This is a genomic window from Streptomyces sp. NPDC002784 (assembly GCF_053592135.1).
On sequence record NZ_JBSFVD010000001.1, the window covers coordinates 762,369 to 784,133 of the forward strand.

24 protein-coding genes and 4 tRNA genes are annotated in these 21,765 nt (G+C 70.5%); 6 read left to right on the forward strand and 22 right to left on the reverse strand.

All coding sequences use genetic code 11. From position 1 onward, the window contains the following. Positions 1–44 precede the first annotated feature (44 nt). The 5 genes from rplK to ACWD1Z_RS03500 form a co-directional block, all read right to left on the reverse strand. The gene (rplK, locus tag ACWD1Z_RS03480; protein ID WP_250070948.1) at positions 45–479 is read right to left on the reverse strand and encodes a 50S ribosomal protein L11; all 435 of its coding nucleotides are present in this window, start codon (positions 477–479) and stop codon (positions 45–47) included. 262 nt (positions 480–741) lie between these two features. Further along, on the reverse strand, positions 742–1,260 hold the full coding sequence (locus tag ACWD1Z_RS03485) for a hypothetical protein (RefSeq protein ID WP_451115114.1): 519 nt from the start codon (positions 1,258–1,260) through the stop codon (positions 742–744). Positions 1,261–1,485: 225 nt separating this feature from the next. Then, positions 1,486–2,328, reverse strand: coding sequence for a transcription termination/antitermination protein NusG (nusG, locus tag ACWD1Z_RS03490; protein ID WP_451115115.1), 843 nt, complete (start codon positions 2,326–2,328; stop codon positions 1,486–1,488). 81 nt (positions 2,329–2,409) lie between these two features. Beyond that, positions 2,410–2,697, reverse strand: coding sequence for a preprotein translocase subunit SecE (secE, locus tag ACWD1Z_RS03495; protein WP_250070946.1), 288 nt, complete (start codon positions 2,695–2,697; stop codon positions 2,410–2,412). A gap of 108 nt (positions 2,698–2,805) precedes the next feature. Next, positions 2,806–2,878, reverse strand: a tRNA-Trp gene (locus ACWD1Z_RS03500). Between the two features lie 251 nt (positions 2,879–3,129). Between ACWD1Z_RS03500 and ACWD1Z_RS03505 the strand changes: the two genes are divergently transcribed. Next, complete coding sequence (locus tag ACWD1Z_RS03505) at positions 3,130–4,353, forward strand: pyridoxal phosphate-dependent aminotransferase (protein WP_389415439.1); 1,224 nt, start codon at positions 3,130–3,132, stop codon at positions 4,351–4,353. A 120-nt stretch (positions 4,354–4,473) separates the two neighbouring features. Beyond that, positions 4,474–5,514 (forward strand): adenosine deaminase, encoded by a 1,041-nt coding sequence (locus ACWD1Z_RS03510; RefSeq protein WP_451115117.1) that lies wholly within the window; start codon positions 4,474–4,476, stop codon positions 5,512–5,514. Here ACWD1Z_RS03510 and ACWD1Z_RS03515 read toward each other — a convergent pair. From ACWD1Z_RS03515 to ACWD1Z_RS03560, 10 genes are all read right to left on the reverse strand, one after another. Beyond that, positions 5,459–6,151 carry a hypothetical protein gene (locus ACWD1Z_RS03515; RefSeq protein ID WP_451115119.1) on the reverse strand — a complete coding sequence of 231 codons (693 nt, stop codon included), beginning with the start codon at positions 6,149–6,151 and terminating at the stop codon, positions 5,459–5,461. The genes ACWD1Z_RS03510 and ACWD1Z_RS03515 overlap by 56 nt on opposite strands. Positions 6,152–6,227: 76 nt before the next feature. Continuing rightward, positions 6,228–7,283: a UDP-N-acetylmuramate dehydrogenase gene (locus ACWD1Z_RS03520; RefSeq protein ID WP_451115121.1), complete on the reverse strand. Its 1,056-nt coding sequence runs from the start codon at positions 7,281–7,283 to the stop codon at positions 6,228–6,230. Between the two features lie 66 nt (positions 7,284–7,349). Beyond that, entirely contained in the window at positions 7,350–7,730 is a 381-nt protein-coding gene (locus ACWD1Z_RS03525) for a DUF3291 domain-containing protein (protein ID WP_451115122.1), read from the reverse strand. A 10-nt stretch (positions 7,731–7,740) separates the two neighbouring features. Continuing rightward, the gene (locus ACWD1Z_RS03530) at positions 7,741–9,177 is read right to left on the reverse strand and encodes an MFS transporter (protein ID WP_451115124.1); all 1,437 of its coding nucleotides are present in this window, start codon (positions 9,175–9,177) and stop codon (positions 7,741–7,743) included. A 93-nt stretch (positions 9,178–9,270) separates the two neighbouring features. Beyond that, a complete protein-coding gene (locus tag ACWD1Z_RS03535) occupies positions 9,271–9,840 on the reverse strand; it encodes a TetR/AcrR family transcriptional regulator (RefSeq protein ID WP_451115126.1) in 570 nt (189 codons plus the stop codon). Between the two features lie 156 nt (positions 9,841–9,996). Continuing rightward, positions 9,997–10,425, reverse strand: a complete 429-nt coding sequence (locus ACWD1Z_RS03540; RefSeq protein WP_315886137.1) for a MaoC family dehydratase — start codon at positions 10,423–10,425, stop codon at positions 9,997–9,999. Positions 10,426–10,433: 8 nt separating this feature from the next. Beyond that, the gene (locus tag ACWD1Z_RS03545) at positions 10,434–10,886 is read right to left on the reverse strand and encodes an FAS1-like dehydratase domain-containing protein (RefSeq protein ID WP_389415445.1); all 453 of its coding nucleotides are present in this window, start codon (positions 10,884–10,886) and stop codon (positions 10,434–10,436) included. A gap of 126 nt (positions 10,887–11,012) precedes the next feature. Beyond that, positions 11,013–11,177 carry a 50S ribosomal protein L33 gene (gene rpmG / locus ACWD1Z_RS03550; protein ID WP_003948671.1) on the reverse strand — a complete coding sequence of 55 codons (165 nt, stop codon included), beginning with the start codon at positions 11,175–11,177 and terminating at the stop codon, positions 11,013–11,015. An 87-nt stretch (positions 11,178–11,264) separates the two neighbouring features. Next, positions 11,265–11,337: transfer RNA gene (locus ACWD1Z_RS03555), tRNA-Met, on the reverse strand. A 46-nt stretch (positions 11,338–11,383) separates the two neighbouring features. Then, positions 11,384–11,456 (reverse strand) — tRNA-Thr (locus tag ACWD1Z_RS03560). 271 nt (positions 11,457–11,727) lie between these two features. On the opposite strand from ACWD1Z_RS03560, the gene ACWD1Z_RS03565 reads away from it, so the two are divergent. Then, a complete protein-coding gene (locus tag ACWD1Z_RS03565) occupies positions 11,728–13,002 on the forward strand; it encodes an amidohydrolase family protein (RefSeq protein WP_451115128.1) in 1,275 nt (424 codons plus the stop codon). A gap of 224 nt (positions 13,003–13,226) precedes the next feature. Next, positions 13,227–13,883, forward strand: a complete 657-nt coding sequence (locus ACWD1Z_RS03570) for an SDR family oxidoreductase (RefSeq protein ID WP_451115130.1) — start codon at positions 13,227–13,229, stop codon at positions 13,881–13,883. A 13-nt stretch (positions 13,884–13,896) separates the two neighbouring features. On the opposite strand, the gene ACWD1Z_RS03575 is transcribed toward ACWD1Z_RS03570, so the two are convergent. Both ACWD1Z_RS03575 and ACWD1Z_RS03580 read right to left on the reverse strand, forming a co-directional pair. Continuing rightward, positions 13,897–14,109: a hypothetical protein gene (locus ACWD1Z_RS03575; RefSeq protein WP_451115132.1), complete on the reverse strand. Its 213-nt coding sequence runs from the start codon at positions 14,107–14,109 to the stop codon at positions 13,897–13,899. Positions 14,110–14,196: 87 nt separating this feature from the next. Continuing rightward, a tRNA-Tyr gene (locus tag ACWD1Z_RS03580) sits at positions 14,197–14,278 on the reverse strand. Positions 14,279–14,502: 224 nt separating this feature from the next. On the opposite strand from ACWD1Z_RS03580, the gene ACWD1Z_RS03585 reads away from it, so the two are divergent. Continuing rightward, a complete protein-coding gene (locus ACWD1Z_RS03585) occupies positions 14,503–14,991 on the forward strand; it encodes a YajQ family cyclic di-GMP-binding protein (RefSeq protein ID WP_397631193.1) in 489 nt (162 codons plus the stop codon). Between the two features lie 296 nt (positions 14,992–15,287). Then, entirely contained in the window at positions 15,288–16,532 is a 1,245-nt protein-coding gene (locus ACWD1Z_RS03590) for an APC family permease (RefSeq protein WP_451115454.1), read from the forward strand. 36 nt (positions 16,533–16,568) lie between these two features. On the opposite strand, the gene ACWD1Z_RS03595 is transcribed toward ACWD1Z_RS03590, so the two are convergent. The 5 genes from ACWD1Z_RS03595 to ACWD1Z_RS03615 form a co-directional block, all read right to left on the reverse strand. Further along, positions 16,569–17,129, reverse strand: a complete 561-nt coding sequence (locus ACWD1Z_RS03595) for an SMI1/KNR4 family protein (RefSeq protein ID WP_451115133.1) — start codon at positions 17,127–17,129, stop codon at positions 16,569–16,571. Positions 17,130–17,223: 94 nt separating this feature from the next. Continuing rightward, on the reverse strand, positions 17,224–17,625 hold the full coding sequence (locus tag ACWD1Z_RS03600) for a YccF domain-containing protein (RefSeq protein ID WP_451115135.1): 402 nt from the start codon (positions 17,623–17,625) through the stop codon (positions 17,224–17,226). Beyond that, positions 17,622–18,485 (reverse strand): zinc metalloprotease HtpX, encoded by an 864-nt coding sequence (htpX, locus tag ACWD1Z_RS03605; protein WP_451115137.1) that lies wholly within the window; start codon positions 18,483–18,485, stop codon positions 17,622–17,624. Before htpX ends, ACWD1Z_RS03600 begins: the two co-directional genes overlap by 4 nt. A 179-nt stretch (positions 18,486–18,664) precedes the next feature. After that, positions 18,665–20,188, reverse strand: coding sequence for an NADH-quinone oxidoreductase subunit N (locus tag ACWD1Z_RS03610; protein ID WP_451115138.1), 1,524 nt, complete (start codon positions 20,186–20,188; stop codon positions 18,665–18,667). Next, positions 20,185–21,759 (reverse strand): complex I subunit 4 family protein, encoded by a 1,575-nt coding sequence (locus tag ACWD1Z_RS03615; protein ID WP_451115139.1) that lies wholly within the window; start codon positions 21,757–21,759, stop codon positions 20,185–20,187. Before ACWD1Z_RS03615 ends, ACWD1Z_RS03610 begins: the two co-directional genes overlap by 4 nt. Positions 21,760–21,765: the final 6 nt, after the last annotated feature.

The window sequence follows — 21,765 nt, forward strand, 5'->3', positions numbered from 1 at the left end:
GCCGAGCAGGCCCTGCCACTACTGCTGGTCTACGAGGTTGGGGCTCAGCCCTCGACCGTGATGCCCATGGAACGGGCGGTGCCGGCGATGATCTTCGACGCGGCGTCCAGGTCGTTGGCGTTGAGGTCGGGCATCTTGGTCTCGGCGATCTCGCGGACCTGCGCCTGGGTGATCTTGGCGACCTTGGTCTTGTGCGGCTCGCCGGAGCCCTTCTCCACGCCCGCGGCCTTGAGGATCATCTTGGCGGCCGGCGGGGTCTTGGTCACGAAGGTGAAGGAGCGGTCCTCGTAGACCGTGATCTCCACCGGGATGACCCAGCCACGCTGCGACTCGGTCGCGGCGTTGTAGGCCTTGCAGAACTCCATGATGTTGACGCCGTGCTGACCCAGCGCGGGGCCGACCGGCGGAGCCGGGTTGGCGGCACCGGCCTGGATCTGGAGCTTGATGAGCCCCGTGACCTTCTTCTTCTTGGGAGGCATAGCTCTCCGGGTCCTTTCGAATCGGGTGTGCCACCACCCGGGTCGCGTCCCGGATGAAGGCATACCGCACAACGATAACGGGTATAGATGCGCGGCCAAAAACCGAGCAGGTCAGGCGACCGCTTGAGCGTGCGCCTGACCTGCTCGGAAGCAGTGAGATCTAGTTCTTGTGGAAGTAATGCGCCAAGTCTCTCACGGGCAGCCGTCCCCGTCCCCGTCCCCGGGCGGGCGGGCCCAGAGACGGCCCGTGACTCCGGGGCGGTCAGGTGGTGCGGCTCACCAGGTAGGCAGCGCCCACCGCTTCTTCTCCGGGCGAATCTGCCTGGATCGCGAGACTTGACCCAGCCGTGGTGAAGTCGAACCCCTTCGCCATCGGCTGCGTACAGTCGACGCGCTCAGTGGTCTTGGCGGTGCCTGAAACGACTGTGAAGGTGACGGTGCCTTCCCACGCGCAGGCCACCTCCACTCGCAGGGTGGTGCCGGGCTTGAGGGTCTCGTCACGGTTCTCTCCGGGTACCGCGAGAGAGCCGGACGAGACCAAGCCCTCCTCATCCGACTGCCAGCGATCCGTCACGTTGAGCAAGTCGCGCGCTTCCCTGTCCAGCTGCTCCTGGCCAGACCGGAAGGTCGGCTGCGCTGCGGGTGCAGCCTTGGGGCTCGCCACCTTCTCGGACTGCGGAGCCCTCGACGCTGCGGAGGAGTCAGAACAGGCAGATGCCGTGCAGGTAATCAGCACGACGGTAACCAGCGCATGGGCAGTGCGGTGGGTGAGGCGGTACATGAGGTCCCCCGAAGTGCACTCAGAAGCTGGCAGACGCACAGCCAGATGATCGTCTCGCGAGAACACCCGTGCTACCTGTGCGAGCGGGGCGCCGGTACCAAGTTGATACGCCTGCTCGACGCTCTTTCTCGTATCCAGTGCAGTTCTTCTTGGCGGACAGGACGCGACAGAGCCCCTGCCCAACGGTTTCCCGTTGGGCAGGGGCTCTGTCGGATGATCGTGAAGCTAGTTCTTCTGGATCTGGTCGAACGACAGCTCGACCGGGGTCTCGCGACCGAAGATCTCCACCAGGCCCTTGACCTTCTTGGAGTCGGCGTTGATCTCGTTGATCGTGGCCTGGAGGGTGGCGAAGGGGCCGTCGGTGACGGTGACCGAGTCGCCGACCTCGAAGTCCAGCACCTGGACCTCGACCTTGCGCTGCGGCGCCGGCTTGCCCTCGGCCTCGGCGGCCTCGCGGGCTGCCTTCTCCTCGGCCTCGGGGGCGAGCATCTTGACGATCTCGTCCAGGGTCAGCGGGTACGGGTCGTAGGCGTTGCCCACGAAGCCGGTGACGCCGGGCGTGTTGCGGACGACGCCCCAGGACTCGTTCGTCAGGTCCATGCGGACCAGGACGTAACCCGGGAGCTTGTTCTGCTTGATCGTCTTGCGGTCGCCGTTCTTGATCTGGACGACCTCTTCCTGCGGCACCTCGGCCTGGAAGATGTAGTCCTCGACGTTCAGCGAGACGGCGCGCTGCTCCAGGTTGGTCTTCACGCGGTTCTCGTAGCCGGCGTAGGTGTGGATGACGTACCACTCGCCGGGCAGGGTCCGCAGCTCTTCGCGCAGGGCGGCGACGGGGTCGACCGGCTCGGCCGGCTCTTCCTCGGCTTCAACTTCGGCCTCGGCCTCGGCCTCGGCCTCTTCGGCCTCGGCCTCGACGTGGAGGGCCGCTTCCTCCGCGGGCTCGCCGGCCTCGGCGTCGGCAGCCTCGACCTCGTCCAGGTCCTCGTCCGCGCCCTCGACGATGTCGAGCTCGTCTTCGACAGTCTCGTCGGGCTCGATGGCGTCGTTCAGGTTCTGGTCAGACACGGTGGCTGCTTCTTCCTGGATACATAGGGGTGGTACATGCGAAAAGGGGCGCCGGTAACCGCGGCGCCCTTCGCTCTGTGCTCAGCCGAAGACGTACTTGGCGGCGTGGTCGAGCCCATAGTCAATCACGGTCACCAGGCCGATCATGATGACGACGAAGACAATCACCACGGTCGTGTAGGTCGTCAGCTGGCTGCGCGACGGCCAGACGACCTTGCGCAGTTCGGCGACGATCTGACGGTAGAAGAGGGCAAGACGCTTCAGCGGACCCTTCTTGGCACGCTTTCCGCCCTTGCGGGTCTTCTTCCTGGAATCCGGCGCCTCGTCCTCGGCATCAGGCATGTCGATGGAGCCCACGGCGTCCGTCACTCGTCCTCACCTGATTCCGGGTCGTGGCCGTGCCGCGCCCGGTCTGAGCCGCACGGCGGTGCATTGCTGTACGTACCTGCGCACACATCCTGGCGAAGGTGTGTGTAGCAGGGCCGGAGGGACTTGAACCCCCAACCGCTGGTTTTGGAGACCAGTGCTCTACCAATTGAGCTACGACCCTTTGTGTGTTCCCCAACGTACCGCATTCACACGGGTGCTCGGTGTGCACCGTACGAGTGCGGGCTGCTGGAGGCCAACGAGGAGAGAGTGTACGTGTTCTCAAGCGCCTCGTCGAACAGAAAGTGCCCCGTGGGAGCCGGGGAGATGGAAGATCGCCCAGCGTGCGGGGCGGATCCGGACGGTTGTTCAGCCGTTGTTCAGTCTGTGAAACCCGCGTGCCGGGGGAGTTTCCGGTCTGAAACGATGGGCCCCATGAGCGCTGCAACCCCTCCCACCGACCGCCGGGTCTCCGCCCGAGTCGGCGCGATCTCCGAGTCCGCCACCCTCGCCGTGGACGCCAAGGCCAAGGCTCTCAAGGCCGCCGGGCGTCCGGTGATCGGCTTCGGCGCCGGTGAGCCCGACTTCCCGACCCCGGACTACATCGTCGAGGCCGCCATCGAGGCGTGCAAGAACCCGAAGTACCACCGCTACACCCCGGCCGGCGGTCTGCCCGAGCTGAAGGCCGCGATCGCCGCGAAGACGCTGCGGGACTCCGGCTACGAGCCCGAGGCCTCGCAGATCCTCGTCACCAACGGCGGCAAGCAGGCCATCTACGAGGCCTTCGCCGCGATCCTGGACCCGGGCGACGAGGTGATCGTCCCGGCGCCGTACTGGACGACGTACCCGGAGTCGATCCGGCTGGCCGGCGGTGTCCCGGTGGAGGTCGTCGCGGACGAGACGACCGGCTACCGCGTCTCCGTCGAGCAGCTGGAGGCGGCCCGTACGGAGCGGACGAAGGTCGTCCTGTTCGTCTCCCCCTCCAACCCCACCGGCGCGGTCTACAGCGCCGCGGACGCCGAGGCGATCGGCCGCTGGGCCGTGGAGCACGGCCTGTGGGTGATGACGGACGAGATCTACGAGCACCTGGTCTACGGCGACGCGACCTTCACCTCGCTGCCCGGGATCCTGCCGGAGCTGCGCGACAAGTGCGTCGTGGTCAACGGTGTCGCCAAGACGTACGCGATGACGGGCTGGCGGGTGGGCTGGATCATCGGCCCGAAGGACGTGGTGAAGGCGGCGACGAACCTCCAGTCGCACGCCACGTCGAACGTCTCCAACGTCGCCCAGGTCGCGGCGCTGGCCGCCGTCGCCGGTGACCTGGACGCCGTCGCCACGATGCGCGAGGCGTTCGACCGGCGCCGCAAGACGATCGTGCGGATGCTCAACGAGATCGACGGCGTGGTCTGCCCGGAGCCCGAGGGCGCCTTCTACGCGTACCCGTCGGTGAAGGGCCTGCTGGGCAAGGAGATCCGCGGCAAGCGCCCGCGGAGCAGCGTGGAGCTGGCCGAGCTGATCCTGGAGGAGGCCGAGGTCGCGGTCGTCCCGGGTGAGGCCTTCGGCACGCCGGGCTATCTGCGGCTGTCGTACGCGCTGGGCGACGAGGACCTCGTCGAGGGTGTCTCGCGGATCCAGAAGCTGCTGGCGGAGGCGAAGTAGCCGAGACCGCCGCGGGCAGGGCACCTGGGGCTTCCCGGGTGCCCTGTTCCTTTGTGCGAGCAAGACCACGTACGGGGAAAGCGCTACCGGGAGGGCCCGGAGGTGCGGCAGGATCCTGGGATGGAGCGTGTACGTGATCTCTCTGAGCTGCCGAAGGCCCATCTGCACCTGCACTTCACCGGTTCGATGCGCCCCGCCACCGTTCTGGAACTGGCCGACAAGCACGGCGTGCGGCTGCCCGACGCGCTGACGGAGGCCCTGACGAGCGGGGAGCCGCCGAGCCTGCGGGCGACGGACGAGCGGGGCTGGTTCCGTTTCCAGCGGCTGTACGACGCGGCGCGTTCGTGCCTGCGGGAGCCCGAGGACATCCAGCGGCTGGTGCGGGAGGCCGCCGAGGAGGATGTGCGGGACGGCTCGGGCTGGCTGGAGATCCAGGTGGACCCGACCTCGTACGCGCCTCGTCTGGGCGGGCTGATCCCCGCTCTGGAGGTCATCCTGGACGCGGTGGAGACGGCGTCGCGGGAGACGGGCCTGGGGATGCGGGTCGTGGTGGCGGCGAACCGGATGAAGCATCCGCTGGACGCGCGGACGCTGGCGCGGCTCGCGGTGCGGTACGCGGACCGGGGTGTGGTCGGCTTCGGGCTGTCCAACGACGAGCGCCGGGGCATGGCGCGGGACTTCGACCGCGCGTTCGCCATCGCGCGGGAGGGCGGTCTGCTGTCCGCTCCGCACGGCGGGGAGCTGGCGGGCCCGGCGTCGGTGCGTGACTGCCTGGACGACCTGGACGCGCACCGGATCGGCCACGGGGTGCGCGCGGCGGACGATCCGCGGCTGCTGAAGCGCCTGGCCGACCGTGGCGTGACGTGCGAGGTGTGCCCGGCGTCGAACGTGGCCCTGGGCGTGTACGAGAAACCGGCGGACGTGCCGCTGCGCACGCTGTTCGAGGCCGGGGTGCCGATGGCGCTGGGCGCGGACGACCCGCTGCTGTTCGGTTCGCGGCTGGCGGCGCAGTACGAGATCGCCCGCCGGCACCACGCCTTCACGGACGCGGAACTGGCGGAACTGGCCCGGCAGTCGGTACGCGCGTCGGCGGCACCGGAGGACGTCAGGGCGCGGCTGCTGGCCGGGGTGGACGAGTGGCTGACTCGCCCGGTCGCCTGAAGTGGGCGTACGGCGGATAGGGCTTGAAACAGATCAGGACCTCGTAGGGGTGCCCGCCGCCGGGCGGCTGGGTCAGCGGCAGTGTCGTCATCAGCGCCGGGTGCCCTTGGCCGACGCGCTTGTGGTGCGGCCCGAAGCCCGCGGCGTGGGCGAAGCCGGCGGCGGTGTCGGCGAACACGTCCCGGCTGCCGGACAGGAAGAACGTACGGGCGTGGGTGGTGTGGCGCAGTTCGTCGCGGTCCCGCCGGGCCTGCCAGGTCCGCGCGTCCCGGGCGGTGCGCGCCTCGTCGCTGCGGGCGGTCAGCGGGGTGCCCCCGCGCAGCTTGCGGCGGAGTCCGGGCCACCGGCTGGGGCGCAGTCCGAGGGTGTGGTGGGCCAGGACGAGGTCGACCCGCTCGCCCCGGCCCTCGTCGGGCGGGACGCCGTCGCGCAGCGGGATGTGGACGATGGTGTGCCGGGAGCAGGCGGCGAAGGAGAACAGGCCCGCCAGCCGGTTCAGTCCGTCGTGGTCGCCGAGCAGCAGGCCGATGGGGTCGGGCGCCGTCAGGGAGGTGTGCCGCAGGGTGGTCCGGGGCTGGACCACCCGGTGTTCGTGGGGTCCGGTCCGGGGCCTGAACTCGGTCAGCCTCAGCCGCATGCGCGATGCCTCATGGCCCCAGGGTCGGGGCTGCCCGCCCTCTCCCGCAACGGGGATTCGGCCGGGCAGGGGCCGCCTACAGGCTGACGCCGACCGTCACCGGCTCGTTGACCAGGGTGATTCCGAAGGCCTCGCGGACTCCGGCGACGACCTCGCGGGCGAGGGCGAGCAGGTCCTCGGTGGTCGCCGTGCCCCGGTTGGTGAGGGCGAGGGTGTGCTTGGTGGAGATCCGGGCGGGCCCGCTGCCGTAGCCCTTGGTGAAGCCCGCCTTGTCGATCAGCCAGGCGGCGGAGGTCTTGGTGTGCCCCTCCCCCGCCGGGTAGGCCGGGGGCTCCACCGTGTCGCCGAGCCGCTCGTGCACGCGCGCGTGGAAGGCCGCGAACTGTTCGTCGGTGAGGATCGGGTTGGTGAAGAAGGATCCGGCGGACCAGGTGTCGTGGTCCTCGGGGTCGAGGACCATGCCCTTTCCGGCCCGCAGCTTCAGGACGGTCTCGCGGGCGTCGGCGAGCGGCACCCGGTCGCCGGGCTCGACGCCGAGGGCGCGGGCGGTCTCGGCGTACTTGATCGGCCCGGACAGTCCGTCCGCGTCCTCCAGGGCGAAGCGGACGCGCAGGACGACGTACCGCTCGGGGTCGGCCTTGAAGCGGCTGTGGCGGTAGGAGAAGGCGCACTCCTCGTTCGCCAGCGTGACGGTCTCGCCGTGGTGGCGGTCGTAGGCGATGACCTCGGTGATCGTGGCGGAGACCTCCTGGCCGTACGCGCCGACGTTCTGGATCGGGGTGGCGCCCGCCGAGCCGGGGATGCCGGCCAGGCATTCGACGCCGGCGAGTCCGGCCTCGACGGTGCGGGCGACGGCGTCGGTCCACACCTCGCCGGCGGCCAGTTCCAGGCGGGTGCCGTCGAGTTCGACGCCCCGGGTGGCGATGACGAGGGCGGTGCCAGCGAAGCCTTTGTCGCCGATGACGAGGTTGGAGCCACCGCCGATGACCAGCAGGGGGGTGCCGGCGGAGTCGGCCTCGCGGACGGCGGCGATCACCTCGGCGTCGGTGGTGGCGGTGATCAGCCGGCTGGCCGGTCCGCCCAGGCGGAAGGTGGTCAGCGGGGCGAGCGGGGCGTCGTGGAGTTCCTGCACGCGCTCAAGGGTACGAGAACGGCCCCGCCGGTCCGGGCGGGGCCGCTCCGTCACGTCGTCCAGGGCTCAGCCCAGCCGGCGGATCGCCTCGGACCAGTCGAGCGGGAGTTCGTCGCCGCGCACCGTCCAGGTGACGAACTTCGCGTCCCGCATCAGGGGGGCCAGGTCCCGGGAGGCCGGGGCGTGGGGGCCGGAGCGGGCGAAGGTCTTCAGGGCCTGGGGCGACTCCCAGGCGGACAGGGTCCAGAAGGTCCGCCGCAGCGGCTGCGCCCGGAGGGTGGCCCCGTAGGCGCCGGGGGCGCGGCTGACCTGGCGCCACACGCCCGGGGTGCGGAGGAAGAACTTCAGCGCGCCCGCGAGGGTGCGGGTCTCGAAGCGGGAGGCGAAGACGTGCACGTCGGCGCCGGGCGGAGGGGTGTGCGGAGCGGCCCAGGGAAGGGTGGGCACGACGTTCTCCTCAGCGTCCGGCGGGCTCGAGCACGGGGGCGGGGGTGTCCGGGGTCCCGGCGGGCTCGGTGTGCCTCCGGCCGGGGATGATCAGGGCGGCGACACCGGCGAGGGCCACCAGCGCGGCGCCGGTCACCAGGGCGGGCTTCAGTCCGTCGACGAAGGTCTGTCCGGTCTCGTAGCCGCCCTGGGCCGCGAAGATCGACGACATGATGGCGATGCCGAGCGCGCCGCCGACCTCGCGCAGGGCGTTGTTGGCGCCGGAGGCGATGCCCTGCTCGCCGGCCCGGACGCTGGACATCACCAGGGCGGAGGCGGGTGCGAAGAACAGGGCCATGCCGATTCCGCTGATGATCAGACCGGGCAGCTGGATGCCGTAGGAGGCGTCCGCGGTGATGACCCAGGCCAGGTAGCCGAGGCCCGCGGCCTGGAGGAAGAGGCCGGTGGCGACGACGGGGCGGCCGCCGATCCGGTCGGAGAGGATGCCGGCGATCGGCGCGACCAGCATCGGCATGCCGGTCCAGGGCAGCATCCGCAGGCCGGCCTCGGTGGGCGAGTAGCCGAGCACGCCCTGCATGTACTGGCTGAGCAGGAAGATCGAGCCGAACATGCCGAGGAACATCAGCATGCTGGCGGCGTTGATCCCGGAGAAGGCCCGGGAGCGGAACAGCCGCATCGGGAGCATGGGGTTCTTGGCGCGGGTGCTGTAGAGGACGAACCCGGCGAGCAGCGCCCCTCCAGAGAACAGGGCGGTCAGGACCGAGGGCGCGGTCCAGCCGTCGGCGGGGCCGCGGACCAGGCCGTAGACGATGCCGAAGAGGCCGCCGCTGGCGAGGAGGGTGCCGGGGAGGTCGAGGGCGGCGCCGGTGCCGTGCGACTCGGCGAGGCGGAGGCGGGCGAGCGGGAGCAGGATCAGGCCCAGCGGAACGTTCAGCCAGAAGATCCACTGCCAGGAGATGTGTTCGGTGAGGGTGCCGCCGATGAGCGGCCCGGAGGCCACGGCGAGGCCGTTGACCGCTCCCCATATCCCGAACGCCATCCCGCGCTTGGCGGCGGGCACGGCGGCCGTCAGCAGGGTCAGCGTCAGCGGCATCATGATCGCCGCGCCGACGCCCTGCACCGCGCGGGCGGCGATCAGGGAGTCGATGCCGGGGGCCATGGCCGCGCCGGCGGAGGCGGCGGTGAAGATCGTGATGCCGACGAGGAAGAGCCGGCGGCGGCCGAACCGGTCGCCGAGCGCCGCGCCGAACATCAGCAGGACGGCGAAGGTGAGGGTGTACGCGCTCACCGTCCACTCCAGGTCGTGCAGCGCCCCGCCGAGGTCCTCGCGGATGGAGGGCAGGGCGGTGGTGACGACGAGGTTGTCCAGGGCCGCCATGAATCCGGCGACGCTGGTGATGACGAGAGCCCAGACGGGCCCTCCGCGAGGTGCGGTCTGTTGTGACATCTCTCCCCCAGAGGGTGCTCACGCGGCATGGTTAGTTATTGATGACTAACTTCTACGATCATGAAAAGGCGCCGGAAACGCCTCTTCCCTGCGTCAGTGTTCGAGCCGCCCCTTGGTGCGGGCGGCCGGGTAGAGCCCTTCCCACACCCGGTGCTCGGGCGGGAACCCCATGGCGACCAGGCAGTTGACGAGCATCCCGTACGCCATGAAGGTCGTCGTCTCCTTGACGTCGGCGCCCAGCGGCAGATGAACCGTGTCCCACAGCCGCATCCAGCCCTCGCGCACCGCGGCGCCGAGCTCCAGGTCGCCCTCCTGCTCGGCGGCCGCCACGGCGACGTACATCTGCATCTGCATGAGCAGCTGCTCAGGGTGCTCCGCGATGACCTTGGTGTACGCGTCCGCCATGGCGTGCAGGGCCTCTTCGCCCTCCAGCCCCTCGGACGCCTCCGAGAAGGTGCGGATGGTGTCCTCCAGACACCGCTCCGCCGCCGCCAGGAAGATCGCCTTCTTGCCCGGGAAGAGCCGGAAGAGATACGGCTGCGAGACACCGACCCGCTTGGCGATCGTCTCGGTCGACGTCCCGTGATAGCCGGTGCGGGCGAATTCGCGCATCGCGGCACGGATGACGCTCTCGCGCCTCTCTTCTGCGCTCATCCTGACCATGCCGGTAAGTTAGTACTCAATCACTAACTAAGTCAAGGGTGGGGAGCCCACGGAACCCCAGCCGCCCGCCCACCCGTTGGGGCCGGTAGGGGGCCGCAACGCCGTAAGGGGCGCCCCACCATGGAGAACGCCCCTTACCTCACCGCGCGCGTGCCGTCAGGCCAGTCGTACGACCGCCCTGGACATGCCGAGCACCTTCTGACCCGCGCTCGTCGCCGTCAGGTCCACGCGAACGGTGTTGTCGTCGAGCTTGGCCGCGACCTTGCCGCTGACCTCGATCGTGGCGCCCTGGTCGTCGTTGGGGACGACGACGGGCTTGGTGAAGCGGACGCCGTACTCGACGACCGCGCCCGGGTCACCGGCCCAGTCCGTCACCACGCGGATCGCCTCGGCCATGGTGAACATGCCGTGCGCGATGACGTCCGGCAGCCCGACCTCCTTGGCGAACTTCTCGTTCCAGTGGATCGGGTTGAAGTCGCCCGAGGCGCCCGCGTACTGGACGAGCGTGGCGCGGGTCACGGGGAACGTCTGCGCGGGCAGCTCGGTGCCGACCTCGACGTCCGCGTACGAAATCTTCGCCGTCATGGGATTGCTCACGCCTCCTCGGCCGCGCGGGCGACCAGCTTCGTCCAGGCGGTCACGACGTGCTCCCCCGCCTCGTCGTGGACCTCACCGCGGACGTCCAGGATGTCGTTGCCCGCGAGGGACTTGATCGCCTCGATGGTCGAGGTGACCGTGAGCCGGTCGCCGGCCCGGACCGGGCGGGCGTAGGCGAACTTCTGGTCGCCGTGCACCACCCGGCTGTAGTCGAGGCCGAGCTGGGGGTCGGCGATGACCTCTCCGGCCGCCTTGAAGGTGATGGCGAACACGAAGGTGGGCGGGGCGATCACATCGGGGTGGCCGAGCGCCTTGGCGGCTTCCGGGTCGGTGTACGCCGGATTGGCGTCCCCCACCGCCTCCGCGAACTCACGGATCTTCTCGCGGCCGACCTCGTAGGGGTCGGTGGGCGGATAGGTCCGCCCGACGAAGGACTGGTCGAGCGCCATGGGCTCGGCACCTCCTGTGAGTCAGCGTGTGGTTTCCCGGGATCTGCGAACCGGCCGTCGACCGGCCGACGAAACGACACGAGGCCGCCCCCGGAGTGCGGGGACGGCCTCGTGTACGAGCCTGATTTATCGCGTTTCGCGGTGCGCGGTGTGCGCATTGCAACGCGGGCAGTGCTTCTTCATCTCAAGACGGTCCGGGTTGTTACGCCGGTTCTTCTTGGTGATGTAGTTCCGCTCCTTGCACTCCACGCAGGCCAGCGTGATCTTCGGGCGGACGTCGGTGGCAGCCACGTGAGTGCTCCTTGACGAACGGATAGGACATTAACGCAAGAAAGAGTAGCCGATCGAAGGACCGACCCCGCAATCGGCTACTGTCAGTAGCGGTGACCGGACTTGAACCGGTGACACAGCGATTATGAGCCGCTTGCTCTACCGACTGAGCTACACCGCTGTGATGCGATCAGTTCCCGCCTCGCGACGGGAACCTCTCACACCAGAGCCCCAATACGGAATCGAACCGTAGACCTTCTCCTTACCATGGAGACGCTCTACCGACTGAGCTATTGGGGCGAGCGATGAAGACATTACACGCTCGGCAGCCGTTCACCCAAATCCGTTTCGCGGCGCCCTCGGCACCCCGTTCCGGCACGCTTCCCAGGCGCCTCGGCCGCCCCCGCCGCAGCCCATCGACGCAGCTCCCGCGGGGCGGACCACACCGGTACGACTATTGCGCTCCTCCCGGCCGCGAGCGGATCACCGCCCTAGGCTCGACGCACTCTGCGTGATCTTGCGTCCCCGCGCACTCCCCCGCGCAGCCCGAGCAGCGAGCACCTGGAGCGCGATGCCCGACAGCCAGCCCCAGCCGCATCACTCGTCGTCCTCGTCGTCGTCCCCGGGGTCGTCCGGTCCGTCCGATCCGGCCGCCCTGCTGCTCTGCGGGGCTCGGCTCACCGACGGCCGGACCGTGGACGTCCGGCTGGGCGGCGGTCGCATCGAGGCGGTGGGCACGGCGGGGAGCCTGGCGGCGAGCGGCACGCGCGCGTGCGGCGCGCGGGTGGACCTCACCGGCTACCTGCTCCTGCCGGCCCCCGCCGATCCGCACGCCCACGGCGACACCGCCCTCTCCGCCGACGCGGACGGCCCGGTCTCCTACGACCCCCAGGACGTCCAGCGCCGGGCCACGGAGGCGGCTCTGCTGCAGCTCGGCCACGGCGCGACCGCGCTGCGGGCCCACGTGCGGGTGGGCGACGTCCCGGGGCTCGGCGCACTGTCCGCCGTCCTGCGCGCCCGGCGCTCGCTGCGCGGGCTCACCGAGCTGAGCGCGGTGGCGATGCCGCGGCTGCTGACCGGCGTGGCCGGGGCGGACGGGCTGGCGATGCTGCGGGACGCGCTGAAGATGGGCGCGTCGGTGGTGGGCGGCTGTCCGGATCTGGATCCCGATCCGACGGGGTACGTGGAGGCGGTCCTGGAACTGGCCTCCGAGCACGGCTGCCCGGTCGACCTGCACACGGACGCCGACGACCCGGCGCGGCTGTCCCGGCTGGCGGCCATGGCGGGCGGCCTGCGCCCCGGCGTGACGCTCGGCCCGTGCGGCGGCCTGGGGCGCCTGCCGGCCGACGCGGCGGCCCGGACGGCGGACCAACTCGCCGCGGCCGGCGTGACGGTGGTGTGCCTGCCGCAGGGCGGCTGCGGCGGCGTGGAGCAGCGGGGGACGGCGCCGGTACGGCTGCTGCGCGCGGCCGGGGTGCGGGTGGCCGCGGGGAGCGGGGCGCTGCGGGACGTGTCCAACCCGGTGGGCCGCGGTGACCCTCTGGAGGCGGCGTATCTGCTGGCCTCCCGTTACGGGCTGAGCCCCGAGGACGCCTACGACACGGTGAGTTCGGGGGCGCGGACGGTTCTGGGTCTGCCCGAGGTCCGGGTCGAAGCGGGCTTTCCTGCGGACCTGTTGGCGGTGCGGGGGGATCGGCTGGCGGGGGCGTTGTCGCTGGCGTACAGCCGGATCGTGGTGCATCGGGGGCGCGTGGTGGCGCGGACGAGCGCGGTGCGGGAGTACTGCAACTCCGCGGCGGCGGTGGAGTTGGGGTTGCCCCGGCAGGGGCGGGGGGAGGTTTCCTGAGGGGGTGGGGCCGGGTTTCGAGGGTGGACGGGGTGGCGTCACCGGGGTCTGTGTGCACGGGATCGCAGGACTTGTCGCGCTCGGTAAGTGGCGCTGAGCGGCGTCGGGGTGAGGCGTGGGGCCCGTGTCGAGGCGGGGTGCGGTTCCGGGGCGCTGTCGGTCGGGCCGCGGGGCCCTGGGGACTCATGCGGCGGATGCGGCCGTCCGGGCGTACGGTCGAAGACATGCGCACAGTCATCGCTGGAGGTCATGGTCAGATCGCGCTGCGGCTGGAGCGGTTGCTCTCCGCGCGCGGGGACGAGGTCGCGGGCATCATCCGCCGCGCCGAACAGGGCGACGATCTGCGGGAGGCGGGTGCCGAACCGGTGCTGCTGGACCTGGAGTCGGCGACGGTGGAGGAGGTCGCGGCACATCTGCAGGGATCGGACGCGGCGGTCTTCGCTGCGGGCGCCGGGCCGGGCAGCGGATCGGCCCGCAAGGAGACGGTGGACAAGGACGCGGCGATCCTGTTCGCGGACGCGGCCGTGCGGGCGGGTGTGCGCCGGTACGTGATCGTGTCGTCGATGGGTGCCGACCCTCAGCACGAGGGCGGCGAGATCTTCGACGTGTACCTGCGGGCGAAGGGCGAGGCGGACGCGTACGTGCGCGGCCTGACCGCACTGGACTGGACGATCCTGCGCCCCGGCGCGCTGACGGACGACGCCGGCACGGGCCTGGTCCGCCTGGAGGCCCACACGGGCCGCGGCCCGATCCCGCGTGACGACGTGGCCGCCGTACTGGCAGAGCTGATCGACACCCCGGCCACAGCCGGGCTGACCCTGGAGCTGGTCAGCGGCTCGGCGCCGGTGTCGGTGGCGGTGAAGTCGGTGGCGGGCAACTGAGACCGCCGAGCCGTCAGAACAGCGGCAGCTGACCGGGGAACTCGGGCACGACGTACCCGTCCAACGACGGCTGTACGGCCCCGAGTTCCGCGGGCCGCCGGCAACCGGCGCACGAGACGAGTTCCGCGCTGCCCCGCGCACCGGGCGGATCGTGCCGCGCGAACCGCCCGGCCACCACGGCGATCTCCCGACGGCACTCGGGGCATCTTCTGCGTCGAGTGGTCATGGGGCCAGTCTGCCCGGGGAACGGCCGCACACGAAGAGACCCCCTCAGCTCTGTGTTTCCACAGTACTGAGGGGGTCTTCCCCGAAGTGGCGGCGCCAGGATTCGAACCTGGGAAGGCTGAGCCGGCAGATTTACAGTCTGCTCCCTTTGGCCGCTCGGGCACACCGCCGGGGTTGTTGTCCTTCGAACGGCCTCTCGGCTGCGTTCCCCGGCAACGACGTAAACAATACCCGATGCCGAGGGGTGGTCCGCCACCCGATTGATCTCCGCCCCCGGGACCGGGGATGGCTAGGCTTATCCGGATGCGGCCCGGGTTGCACACCGGGCTCGGCGGTCGCCCCCACGTACGCCGATACGCACCGACACGGACCCCGATACAAGGAGCCACAGCACATGGCCGACTCCAGTTTCGACATCGTCTCGAAGGTCGAGCGGCAGGAGGTCGACAACGCCCTCAACCAGACCGCCAAGGAGATCTCGCAGCGCTACGACTTCAAGGGCGTGGGCGCCTCGATCTCGTGGTCCGGCGAGAAGATCCTCATGGAGGCGAACTCCGAGGACCGGGTGAAGGCTGTCCTCGACGTCTTCCAGTCCAAGCTGATCAAGCGTGGTATCTCGCTGAAGGCGCTGGACGCGGGTGAGCCGCAGCTCTCCGGCAAGGAGTACAAGATCTTCGCCACGATCGAGGAGGGCATCTCCCAGGAGAACGCCAAGAAGGTCGCGAAGATCATCCGTGACGAGGGCCCGAAGGGTGTGAAGGCCCAGGTCCAGGGCGAGGAGCTGCGCGTCAGCTCCAAGAGCCGCGACGACCTTCAGACGGTCATCGCGCTGCTCAAGGGCAAGGACTTCGACTTCGCGCTCCAGTTCGTGAACTACCGGTGACCAGCCGGTCCGGAGCACTGCGGACCGGCTAGGCGCGTGACGGGCGGGAGCGGCGGCCCGGCGCGACGGCGGTGGTCGCCGCGAGAAAGGGCGGGTACCTGGTGGTGTCCGCCCTTCCGTCTGCCGACCGGGGTTCGGGGAGGTGCCTACCGGCGCGGGCTCGGGGAGGTGGAAAGTCCTTGCTGATGGGGTGACGTGCCCGTCGGTCGTGCTTTGTTCGCCTCCTGTTGCTGATGGGGACGTCGCCGCTGCACCGGGCGGTTGCGACGATCAGTAGGGTTCGGCCCATGAAGCCGATGACACAGTCCGCCGCCGGGCTCCGGCGCACCCTGGGGGTGGGCGACGCCGTGGTCATCGGGCTCGGTTCGATGATCGGGGCCGGGATCTTCGCCGCCCTGGCGCCCGCGGCGCACGCCGCCGGCACGGGGCTGCTGCTCGGACTCGCCGTCGCCGCCGTGGTCGCGTACTGCAACGCCGCCTCCTCGGCGCGGCTGGCCGCCCGGTATCCGGCCTCGGGCGGCACCTATGTGTACGGCCGTGAGCGGCTCGGGGAGTTCTGGGGCTATCTCGCGGGCTGGGCGTTCGTGGTCGGGAAGACAGCCTCCTGTGCGGCGATGGCGCTGACGGTGGGCGCGTACGTCTGGCCGGACCAGGCGCACGCGGTGGCGGTCGCGGCCGTGGTGGCGCTGACCGCGGTGAACTACGGCGGCCTGCAGAAGTCCGCCTGGCTGACGCGGGCGATCGTGGCGGTGGTGCTGGCGGTCCTCGCTTCCGTGGTGGTGGTGTGCCTGTCGTCCGGGGAGGCCGATGCCGGGCGGCTGGACATCGGGACCTCCGGTGGCGCGGGCGGTGTGCTTCAGGCGGCCGGTCTCCTGTTCTTCGCGTTCGCCGGGTACGCGCGCATCGCGACCCTCGGTGAGGAGGTGCGGGATCCGGCGCGCACCATCCCCCGCGCGATCCCGATCGCCCTCGGTATCGCGCTCGCGGTGTACGCGTGCGTGGCGGTGGCCGTCCTGTCCGTGCTGGGCGCGGGCGGTCTCGGCGCCGCGGAGGCGCCGCTGGCCGACGCGGTACGGGCCGCCGGTGTGCCGGAGCTGGTGCCGGTCGTCCGGGTCGGCGCCGCCGTGGCCGCGCTGGGCTCGCTGCTCGCCCTGATCCTGGGCGTCTCCCGGACGACGCTGGCCATGGCGCGTGACCGGCATCTGCCCGGCGCTCTGGCGGCCGTGCATCCGCGGTTCCAGGTGCCGCACCGGGCGGAGCTCGCCGTGGGCGCGGTGGTCGCGGTGCTGGCCGCGACGGTGGACGTGCGCGGGGCCATCGGGTTCTCCTCCTTCGGTGTGCTGGCGTACTACGCGGTGGCCAATGCCTCGGCCTGGACGCTCGGGTCGGGTCCGTCGGCGCGGGTGGTACCGGCGGTGGGTCTGGTGGGCTGCGCGGTCCTGGCGTTCGCGCTGCCCTGGGTGTCGGTGGTCGTCGGTGCCGGGGTGCTGGCGGTGGGCGTCCTCGCGTACGGCGTACGGCGGTGGAGGGCGGCCCGGTAGGGCGGCGGCCAGCTGCTCTCCCCGGGGGCTAGGGGGCTAGGACGCTCCCGTCGTCCGTATGCGGAAGTCGGTCCACGGGACCATGTCCATGTCGTCGTTGGTCTCCTCGTACCAGCCGGTGCCCTCGACCCAGGTGTGCAGCCAGAGTTCGAGGCTGGGCGCGTCCACGTACCAGGCGTGGTCGCTGGTGTCGGCGTTCGGTTCGAAGAGCAGGACGGGGGCCTCGGGGGCGTGGCAGTCCACGCACGCGTACATCGCGCAGCCCCAGTGGGAGATCGGCAGGACGCCCTCGGGCCAGGGCCAGTCGGGGTCCTTGCGGCCGCTCTCACGGTTGGCGAGGTACTGCACGACGGCTGCGGGTTCGCCGGACGGGGGCCCTTCGAGGAGGGGCAGCAGGCCGTACTCCGGGCCGAAGCCGCCGTCTCCTATGCGCAGGTAGAGCTCGGCGAGCAGCGGGGGCAGGGAGAAGCCCAGGGCGGCCTCGGCGCGGGCGAGGGCGGCCGTGTCCACGGGCTCGGGGAGGGAAGCCCAGCCCCACGGGCGGGTATTGTGGGCCTTGGCCGCCACCCGTGCCAGCAACTGCTCGATCTCGGTCATGCGTTCATGATGCAATCCGGCACTGACAATCGAGCGGAGCCTGTGGACAACCTCCGGCTTGTGGACAACCAGCGGCCTGCGGACGGTCGGCCGGCTACCAGCGGCCCGTCGACGCGAACGCCTGGTCGGTGCGGACGATTTCGCGCCCCATCGGCAGGAGCGAGACCGGGATCAGCTTGAAGTTGGCGATGCCCAGCGGGATGCCGATGATCGTGACGCACAGCAGGAGGCCGGTGGCGATGTGGCCGAGCGCCAGCCACCAGCCCGCCAGGATCAGCCACAGGACGTTGCCGACGCAGGACGGCGCGCCCGCGTCCCGGCGTTCGACCGCGGTGTACCCGAAGGGCCACAGGGCGTAGAGGCCGATGCGGAAGGCGGCGATGCCGAACGGGATGCCGATGATGGTGATGCAGAGCAGCACGCCCGCGACGAGGTAGGCGAGGAACAGCCAGAAGCCGCTGAGGACGAGCCAGATGACGTTCAGAACTGTCTTCACTGGTGGGTACCTGCCATCTTCTCGAGCCGCGCGATCCGCTCGGCCATCGGCGGGTGCGTGGTGAACATCTTGGACAGCCCCTGTCCCGGGCGGAAGGGGTTCGCGATCATCATGTGGCTCGCCGTCTCGATCCGGGGCTCCGGGGGCAGCGGAAGCTGCTTGGTGCCCGTTTCGAGTTTGCGCAGGGCGCTGGCGAGGGCGAGCGGGTCACCGGTGAGCTGGGCTCCGGAGGCGTCCGCCTCGTACTCCCTGGAGCGGCTGATGGCGAGCTGGATGAGGCCGGCGGCGAGCGGGCCCAGGAACGTGATCAGCAGCATGCCGAACAGACCGGGTCCGTCGTCGTCGTCCGAGCGGCCGATCGGGATCAGCCAGGCGAAGTTGACCAGGAACATGATCACGGAGGCGAGCGCGCCGGCGATCGACGAGATCAATATGTCTCGGTTGTAGACATGGCTGAGCTCGTGGCCGATCACTCCGCGCAGTTCGCGCTCGTCGAGCAGGCGCAGGATGCCGTCGGTGCAGCACACGGAGGCGTTGCGCGGGTTGCGGCCGGTCGCGAAGGCGTTCGGTGCCTCCGTCGGGGAGATGAACAGGCGTGGCATGGGCTGCCGGGCCTGGGTGGAGAGGTCGCGGACCATGCGGTAGAGCGCCGGGGCCTCGAATTCGCTCACCGGGCGGGCGCGCATCGCGCGGAGCGCGAGTTTGTCGCTGTTCCAGTACGCGTACGCGTTCGTGCCCAGGGCGATGACGACGGCGACGACGAGCCCCATGCGGCCGAAGAAGCTGCCGATGACGATGATGAGTGCGGACAGTCCCCCGAGGAGTACTGCGGTCCTGAGCCCGTTGTGCCGGCGGTGCACGGTACGCCCTCCAAGTGGTGCGGCAGGGGAACCCTTTGCTGGTCGATCTCCGATGCCACTGGTGTCGTGGTGACACGTCCAGTGGACCCTCCCGTACTGGTCAACGCCAGGCGAGGGTCTGGGGTTCCCTTGGGCGCACGGCCCCGCCGATGGGCCGTCCGGGTGATGCCGCCGCGGCCCTAGAAGAGGCCGGTGTCCGCGAAGCGCAGGACCAGCTGGGGCGCACCGGACAGGGCGACGGCGAGGACCGCGGTGAGGGAGAGGGCCGCCGTGAGGGGGACGGGCACGGCGTGCCGGACGGGCTCGCCCTCGGGGGCCCGGAACAGCAGCGCCGTCCACTGGAGGTAGTAGAACAGCGCGATCACGACGTTGACGGCCATGACCACGGCCAGCCAGCCCAGGCCCGCGTCGACGGCCGCCGAGAACACCGTGACCTTGGCGAAGAGGCCGATGATGCCCGGCGGCAGCCCGGCGAGGCAGAGCAGGAAGAAGGCGAGGACCAGGGCGGAGACGGGGTTACGCGCGTACAGGCCCCGGTAGTCGGTGAGGCGGTTCAGGGAGCGGGTGCGGCCCACCAGGGCGGCCACCGCGAAGGCGCCGAGGTTCACGGCGCCGTACATGAGGGCGTAGGCCACCGTGGAGCCGATGGAGCGTTCGGCGTCGTCGGAGTACGCGGCTGCGGCGATCGGTACGAGGAGGTAGCCGGCCTGGCCCACCGACGACCAGGCGAGCAGGCGTACCGCGCTGTACGCGCGCGTGGCGTGCTGGCGCAGGGCGCCCACGTTGCCGACGGTCATGGTGAGGGCGGCCAGGACGGCGAGCGCCGGGCCCCAGACCTCGTCGTACGAGGGCAGCGCGATGACCGTGATCAGGATCAGGCCGGAGAAGCCGACCGCCTTGCCGACGACCGAGAGGTAGGCGGCGACGGGCAGGGGGGCGCCCACGTAGGTGTCCGGGACCCAGAAGTGGAAGGGGACGGCTGCCGTTTTGAAGGCGAAGCCGACCAGGGTGAGGACGACGCCGGTCTGGGCGAGGGTGTGGAACTGGCCGTCGACGTCCTGGATGCGGTCGGCGATCTGGGTGAGGTAGAGGGTGCCGGTGGTGGCGTACACGAAGCTGATGCCCATCAGGCTGACCGCGGTCGCGGTGACCGAGGACAGGAAGAACTTCAGCGCCGCCTCGGAGGACTTGCGGTCGCCGTGGCGGAGGCCGACGAGCGCGAACGCGGGCAGGGAGGCGACTTCCAGGGCGACGACGAGCGTGGCGAGGTCGCGGGAGGCGGGCAGCAGGGCGGCGCCCGCCGCGGAGGAGAGCAGCAGGAACCAGAACTCCCCTTCGGGGAGGTTCTTGGCGTCGTCCTTCAGCGCGGTGACCGACAGCAGTGCGGCCAGGAGGGCGCCGCCGAGGACCAGCAGTTGCAGCACGAGCGTGAAGCGGTCGGCGGTGTAGCTGCAGGTGTCGGGGGCGCCGGTCAGGCAGAAGGTGGAGCGGTCGCCGTCCACCAGGGGCAGCAGCATCAGTGTCGACGCGGCGAGGCCGGCGACGGCCACCCAGCCGAGGAGCGCCTTGCGGTCCTGCCCGACGAAGAGGTCGGCGACCAGGACGACGAGACCGACGACGGCCGCGAGGGTGGGCGGCGCGATGGCGAGCCAGTCGACGTCCTGGACGAGGGACGCGGCCAGCGGCTGGGCCGGGGAGCTCATCGGGTGCCTCCTGCGAGAAGCTGCTGGACGGCCGGGTCGGTCAGGCCGAGGAGGGTCTTCGGCCACAGGCCGGCGACGACGGTGAGGGCGACGAGCGGGGTCCAGGCCACGAGTTCGTACGGCTGTACGTCGGCGAGCTTCGGGGCCTGCTGCGGTACGGCGCCCATGCAGACCCGGCGGACCACGATCAGCAGGTAGGCGGCGGTGAGCAGGGTGCCGAACGCGCCGATGGTCATGAAGGTGAGGAAGGCCGGGCGGCTGAGCTGGTCGGCGGGTTCGAAGGCGCCGAACAGGGCGAGCATCTCGCCCCAGAACCCGGCGAGGCCCGGCAGGCCCAGCGAGGCGACCGCGGCGAAGGCGACCAGTCCGCCGAGGCGCGGGGCCTTGCCGTACAGCGCCGCCCCGGTCGCCTCGGCGAGGGTGTCGAGGTCGGTGGTGCCGGTGCGGTCCTTCAGGGCGCCGACCAGGAAGAAGAGCAGGCCGGTGATGAGGCCGTGGGCGATGTTGGCGAACAGGGCGCCGTTGACGCCGGTCGGGGTCATCGTCGCGATGCCGAGCAGCACGAAGCCCATGTGGCCGACGGAGGAGTAGGCGATTAGGCGCTTGAGGTCGCCCTTCGCGCCCTGCTTGGCCAGGGCCAGACAGGCCAGGGATCCGTAGATGATGCCGACGACGGCGAAGGCGGCGAGGTAGGGCGCGAAGTCGGCGAAGCCGTCGGGGGTGATCGGCAGCAGAATCCGGACGAAACCGTACGTACCCATCTTCAGCAGCACACCGGCCAGCAGGACCGAGCCGACGGTCGGGGCGGCGGTGTGGGCGTCGGGCAGCCAGCTGTGCAGCGGCCACATCGGCGTCTTGACCGCGAGCCCGAGACCGATCGCCAAAACGGCGATGACCTGCACGGATGTGGTCAGCGACCGGCCGTTGTCAGTGGCGAGTGCCACCATGTCGAATGTGCCCGCCTTGATCCCGATCAGGAGCAGGCCGAGCAGCATGACGACCGAACCGAGCAGTGTGTAGAGGATGAACTTCCAGGCGGCCTGGGTCCGCCCCGCACCGCCCCAGCGGGCGATGAGGAAGTACATCGGGATCAGGACCATCTCGAAGGCGAGGAAGAACAGCAGCAGGTCGAGGACGGCGAAGGTGGCGAGGGTGCCGGCCTCCAGGACGAGCAGCAGGGCGACGAACGCCTTCGGGGTCGGACCCGCGGGCATCTTGAAGTACGAGTAGAGCGCGCACAGGAAGGTCAGCAGCGCGGTCAGGACCAGAAGGGGGAGGGAGATGCCGTCGATGCCGAGGTGGATGCGCACATCGAGTGCGGGGATCCAGCTGATGTCCGTCGTGGCCTGCATCTTCGACGGCTGGTCGTGGTCGAAGCCGAGCGCGAGGACGATCGCGGCGACGAGGACCGTGCCGGTGACGGTCACGCCGTGCCGCAGTACGGCCTGGTCGGGTGACTTCCCCTTCAGCCCGGGCGGGGCCGGCAGGAGAGCGGCGGCGGCACCGATGAGCGGGCCGACGACGATCAACGCCAGAAGAAACTGCATCACGGACTCGTTGATATCGATCACGCCTGC

What these genes read in the sequence shown, in the direction of transcription:
- ACWD1Z_RS03505 (WP_389415439.1), top strand. Translation starts at nt 3,130, where the DNA reads ATGAGCGCTGCAACCCCTCCCACCGACCGCCGGGTCTCCGCCCGAGTC.
- ACWD1Z_RS03595 (WP_451115133.1), bottom strand. Translation starts at nt 17,129, where the DNA reads ATGACCGAGATCGAGCAGTTGCTGGCACGGGTGGCGGCCAAGGCCCAC.
- ACWD1Z_RS03515 (WP_451115119.1), bottom strand. Translation starts at nt 6,151, where the DNA reads ATGCGGCTGAGGCTGACCGAGTTCAGGCCCCGGACCGGACCCCACGAA.
- ACWD1Z_RS03535 (WP_451115126.1), bottom strand. Translation starts at nt 9,840, where the DNA reads ATGGTCAGGATGAGCGCAGAAGAGAGGCGCGAGAGCGTCATCCGTGCC.
- ACWD1Z_RS03510 (WP_451115117.1), top strand. Translation starts at nt 4,474, where the DNA reads ATGGAGCGTGTACGTGATCTCTCTGAGCTGCCGAAGGCCCATCTGCAC.
- ACWD1Z_RS03540 (WP_315886137.1), bottom strand. Translation starts at nt 10,425, where the DNA reads ATGACGGCGAAGATTTCGTACGCGGACGTCGAGGTCGGCACCGAGCTG.
- ACWD1Z_RS03565 (WP_451115128.1), top strand. Translation starts at nt 11,728, where the DNA reads ATGCCCGACAGCCAGCCCCAGCCGCATCACTCGTCGTCCTCGTCGTCG.
- ACWD1Z_RS03545 (WP_389415445.1), bottom strand. Translation starts at nt 10,886, where the DNA reads ATGGCGCTCGACCAGTCCTTCGTCGGGCGGACCTATCCGCCCACCGAC.
- ACWD1Z_RS03575 (WP_451115132.1), bottom strand. Translation starts at nt 14,109, where the DNA reads ATGACCACTCGACGCAGAAGATGCCCCGAGTGCCGTCGGGAGATCGCC.
- rplK (WP_250070948.1), bottom strand. Translation starts at nt 479, where the DNA reads ATGCCTCCCAAGAAGAAGAAGGTCACGGGGCTCATCAAGCTCCAGATC.
- ACWD1Z_RS03585 (WP_397631193.1), top strand. Translation starts at nt 14,503, where the DNA reads ATGGCCGACTCCAGTTTCGACATCGTCTCGAAGGTCGAGCGGCAGGAG.
- ACWD1Z_RS03530 (WP_451115124.1), bottom strand. Translation starts at nt 9,177, where the DNA reads ATGTCACAACAGACCGCACCTCGCGGAGGGCCCGTCTGGGCTCTCGTC.
- ACWD1Z_RS03570 (WP_451115130.1), top strand. Translation starts at nt 13,227, where the DNA reads ATGCGCACAGTCATCGCTGGAGGTCATGGTCAGATCGCGCTGCGGCTG.
- ACWD1Z_RS03610 (WP_451115138.1), bottom strand. Translation starts at nt 20,188, where the DNA reads ATGAGCTCCCCGGCCCAGCCGCTGGCCGCGTCCCTCGTCCAGGACGTC.
- ACWD1Z_RS03590 (WP_451115454.1), top strand. Translation starts at nt 15,288, where the DNA reads ATGACACAGTCCGCCGCCGGGCTCCGGCGCACCCTGGGGGTGGGCGAC.
- ACWD1Z_RS03485 (WP_451115114.1), bottom strand. Translation starts at nt 1,260, where the DNA reads ATGTACCGCCTCACCCACCGCACTGCCCATGCGCTGGTTACCGTCGTG.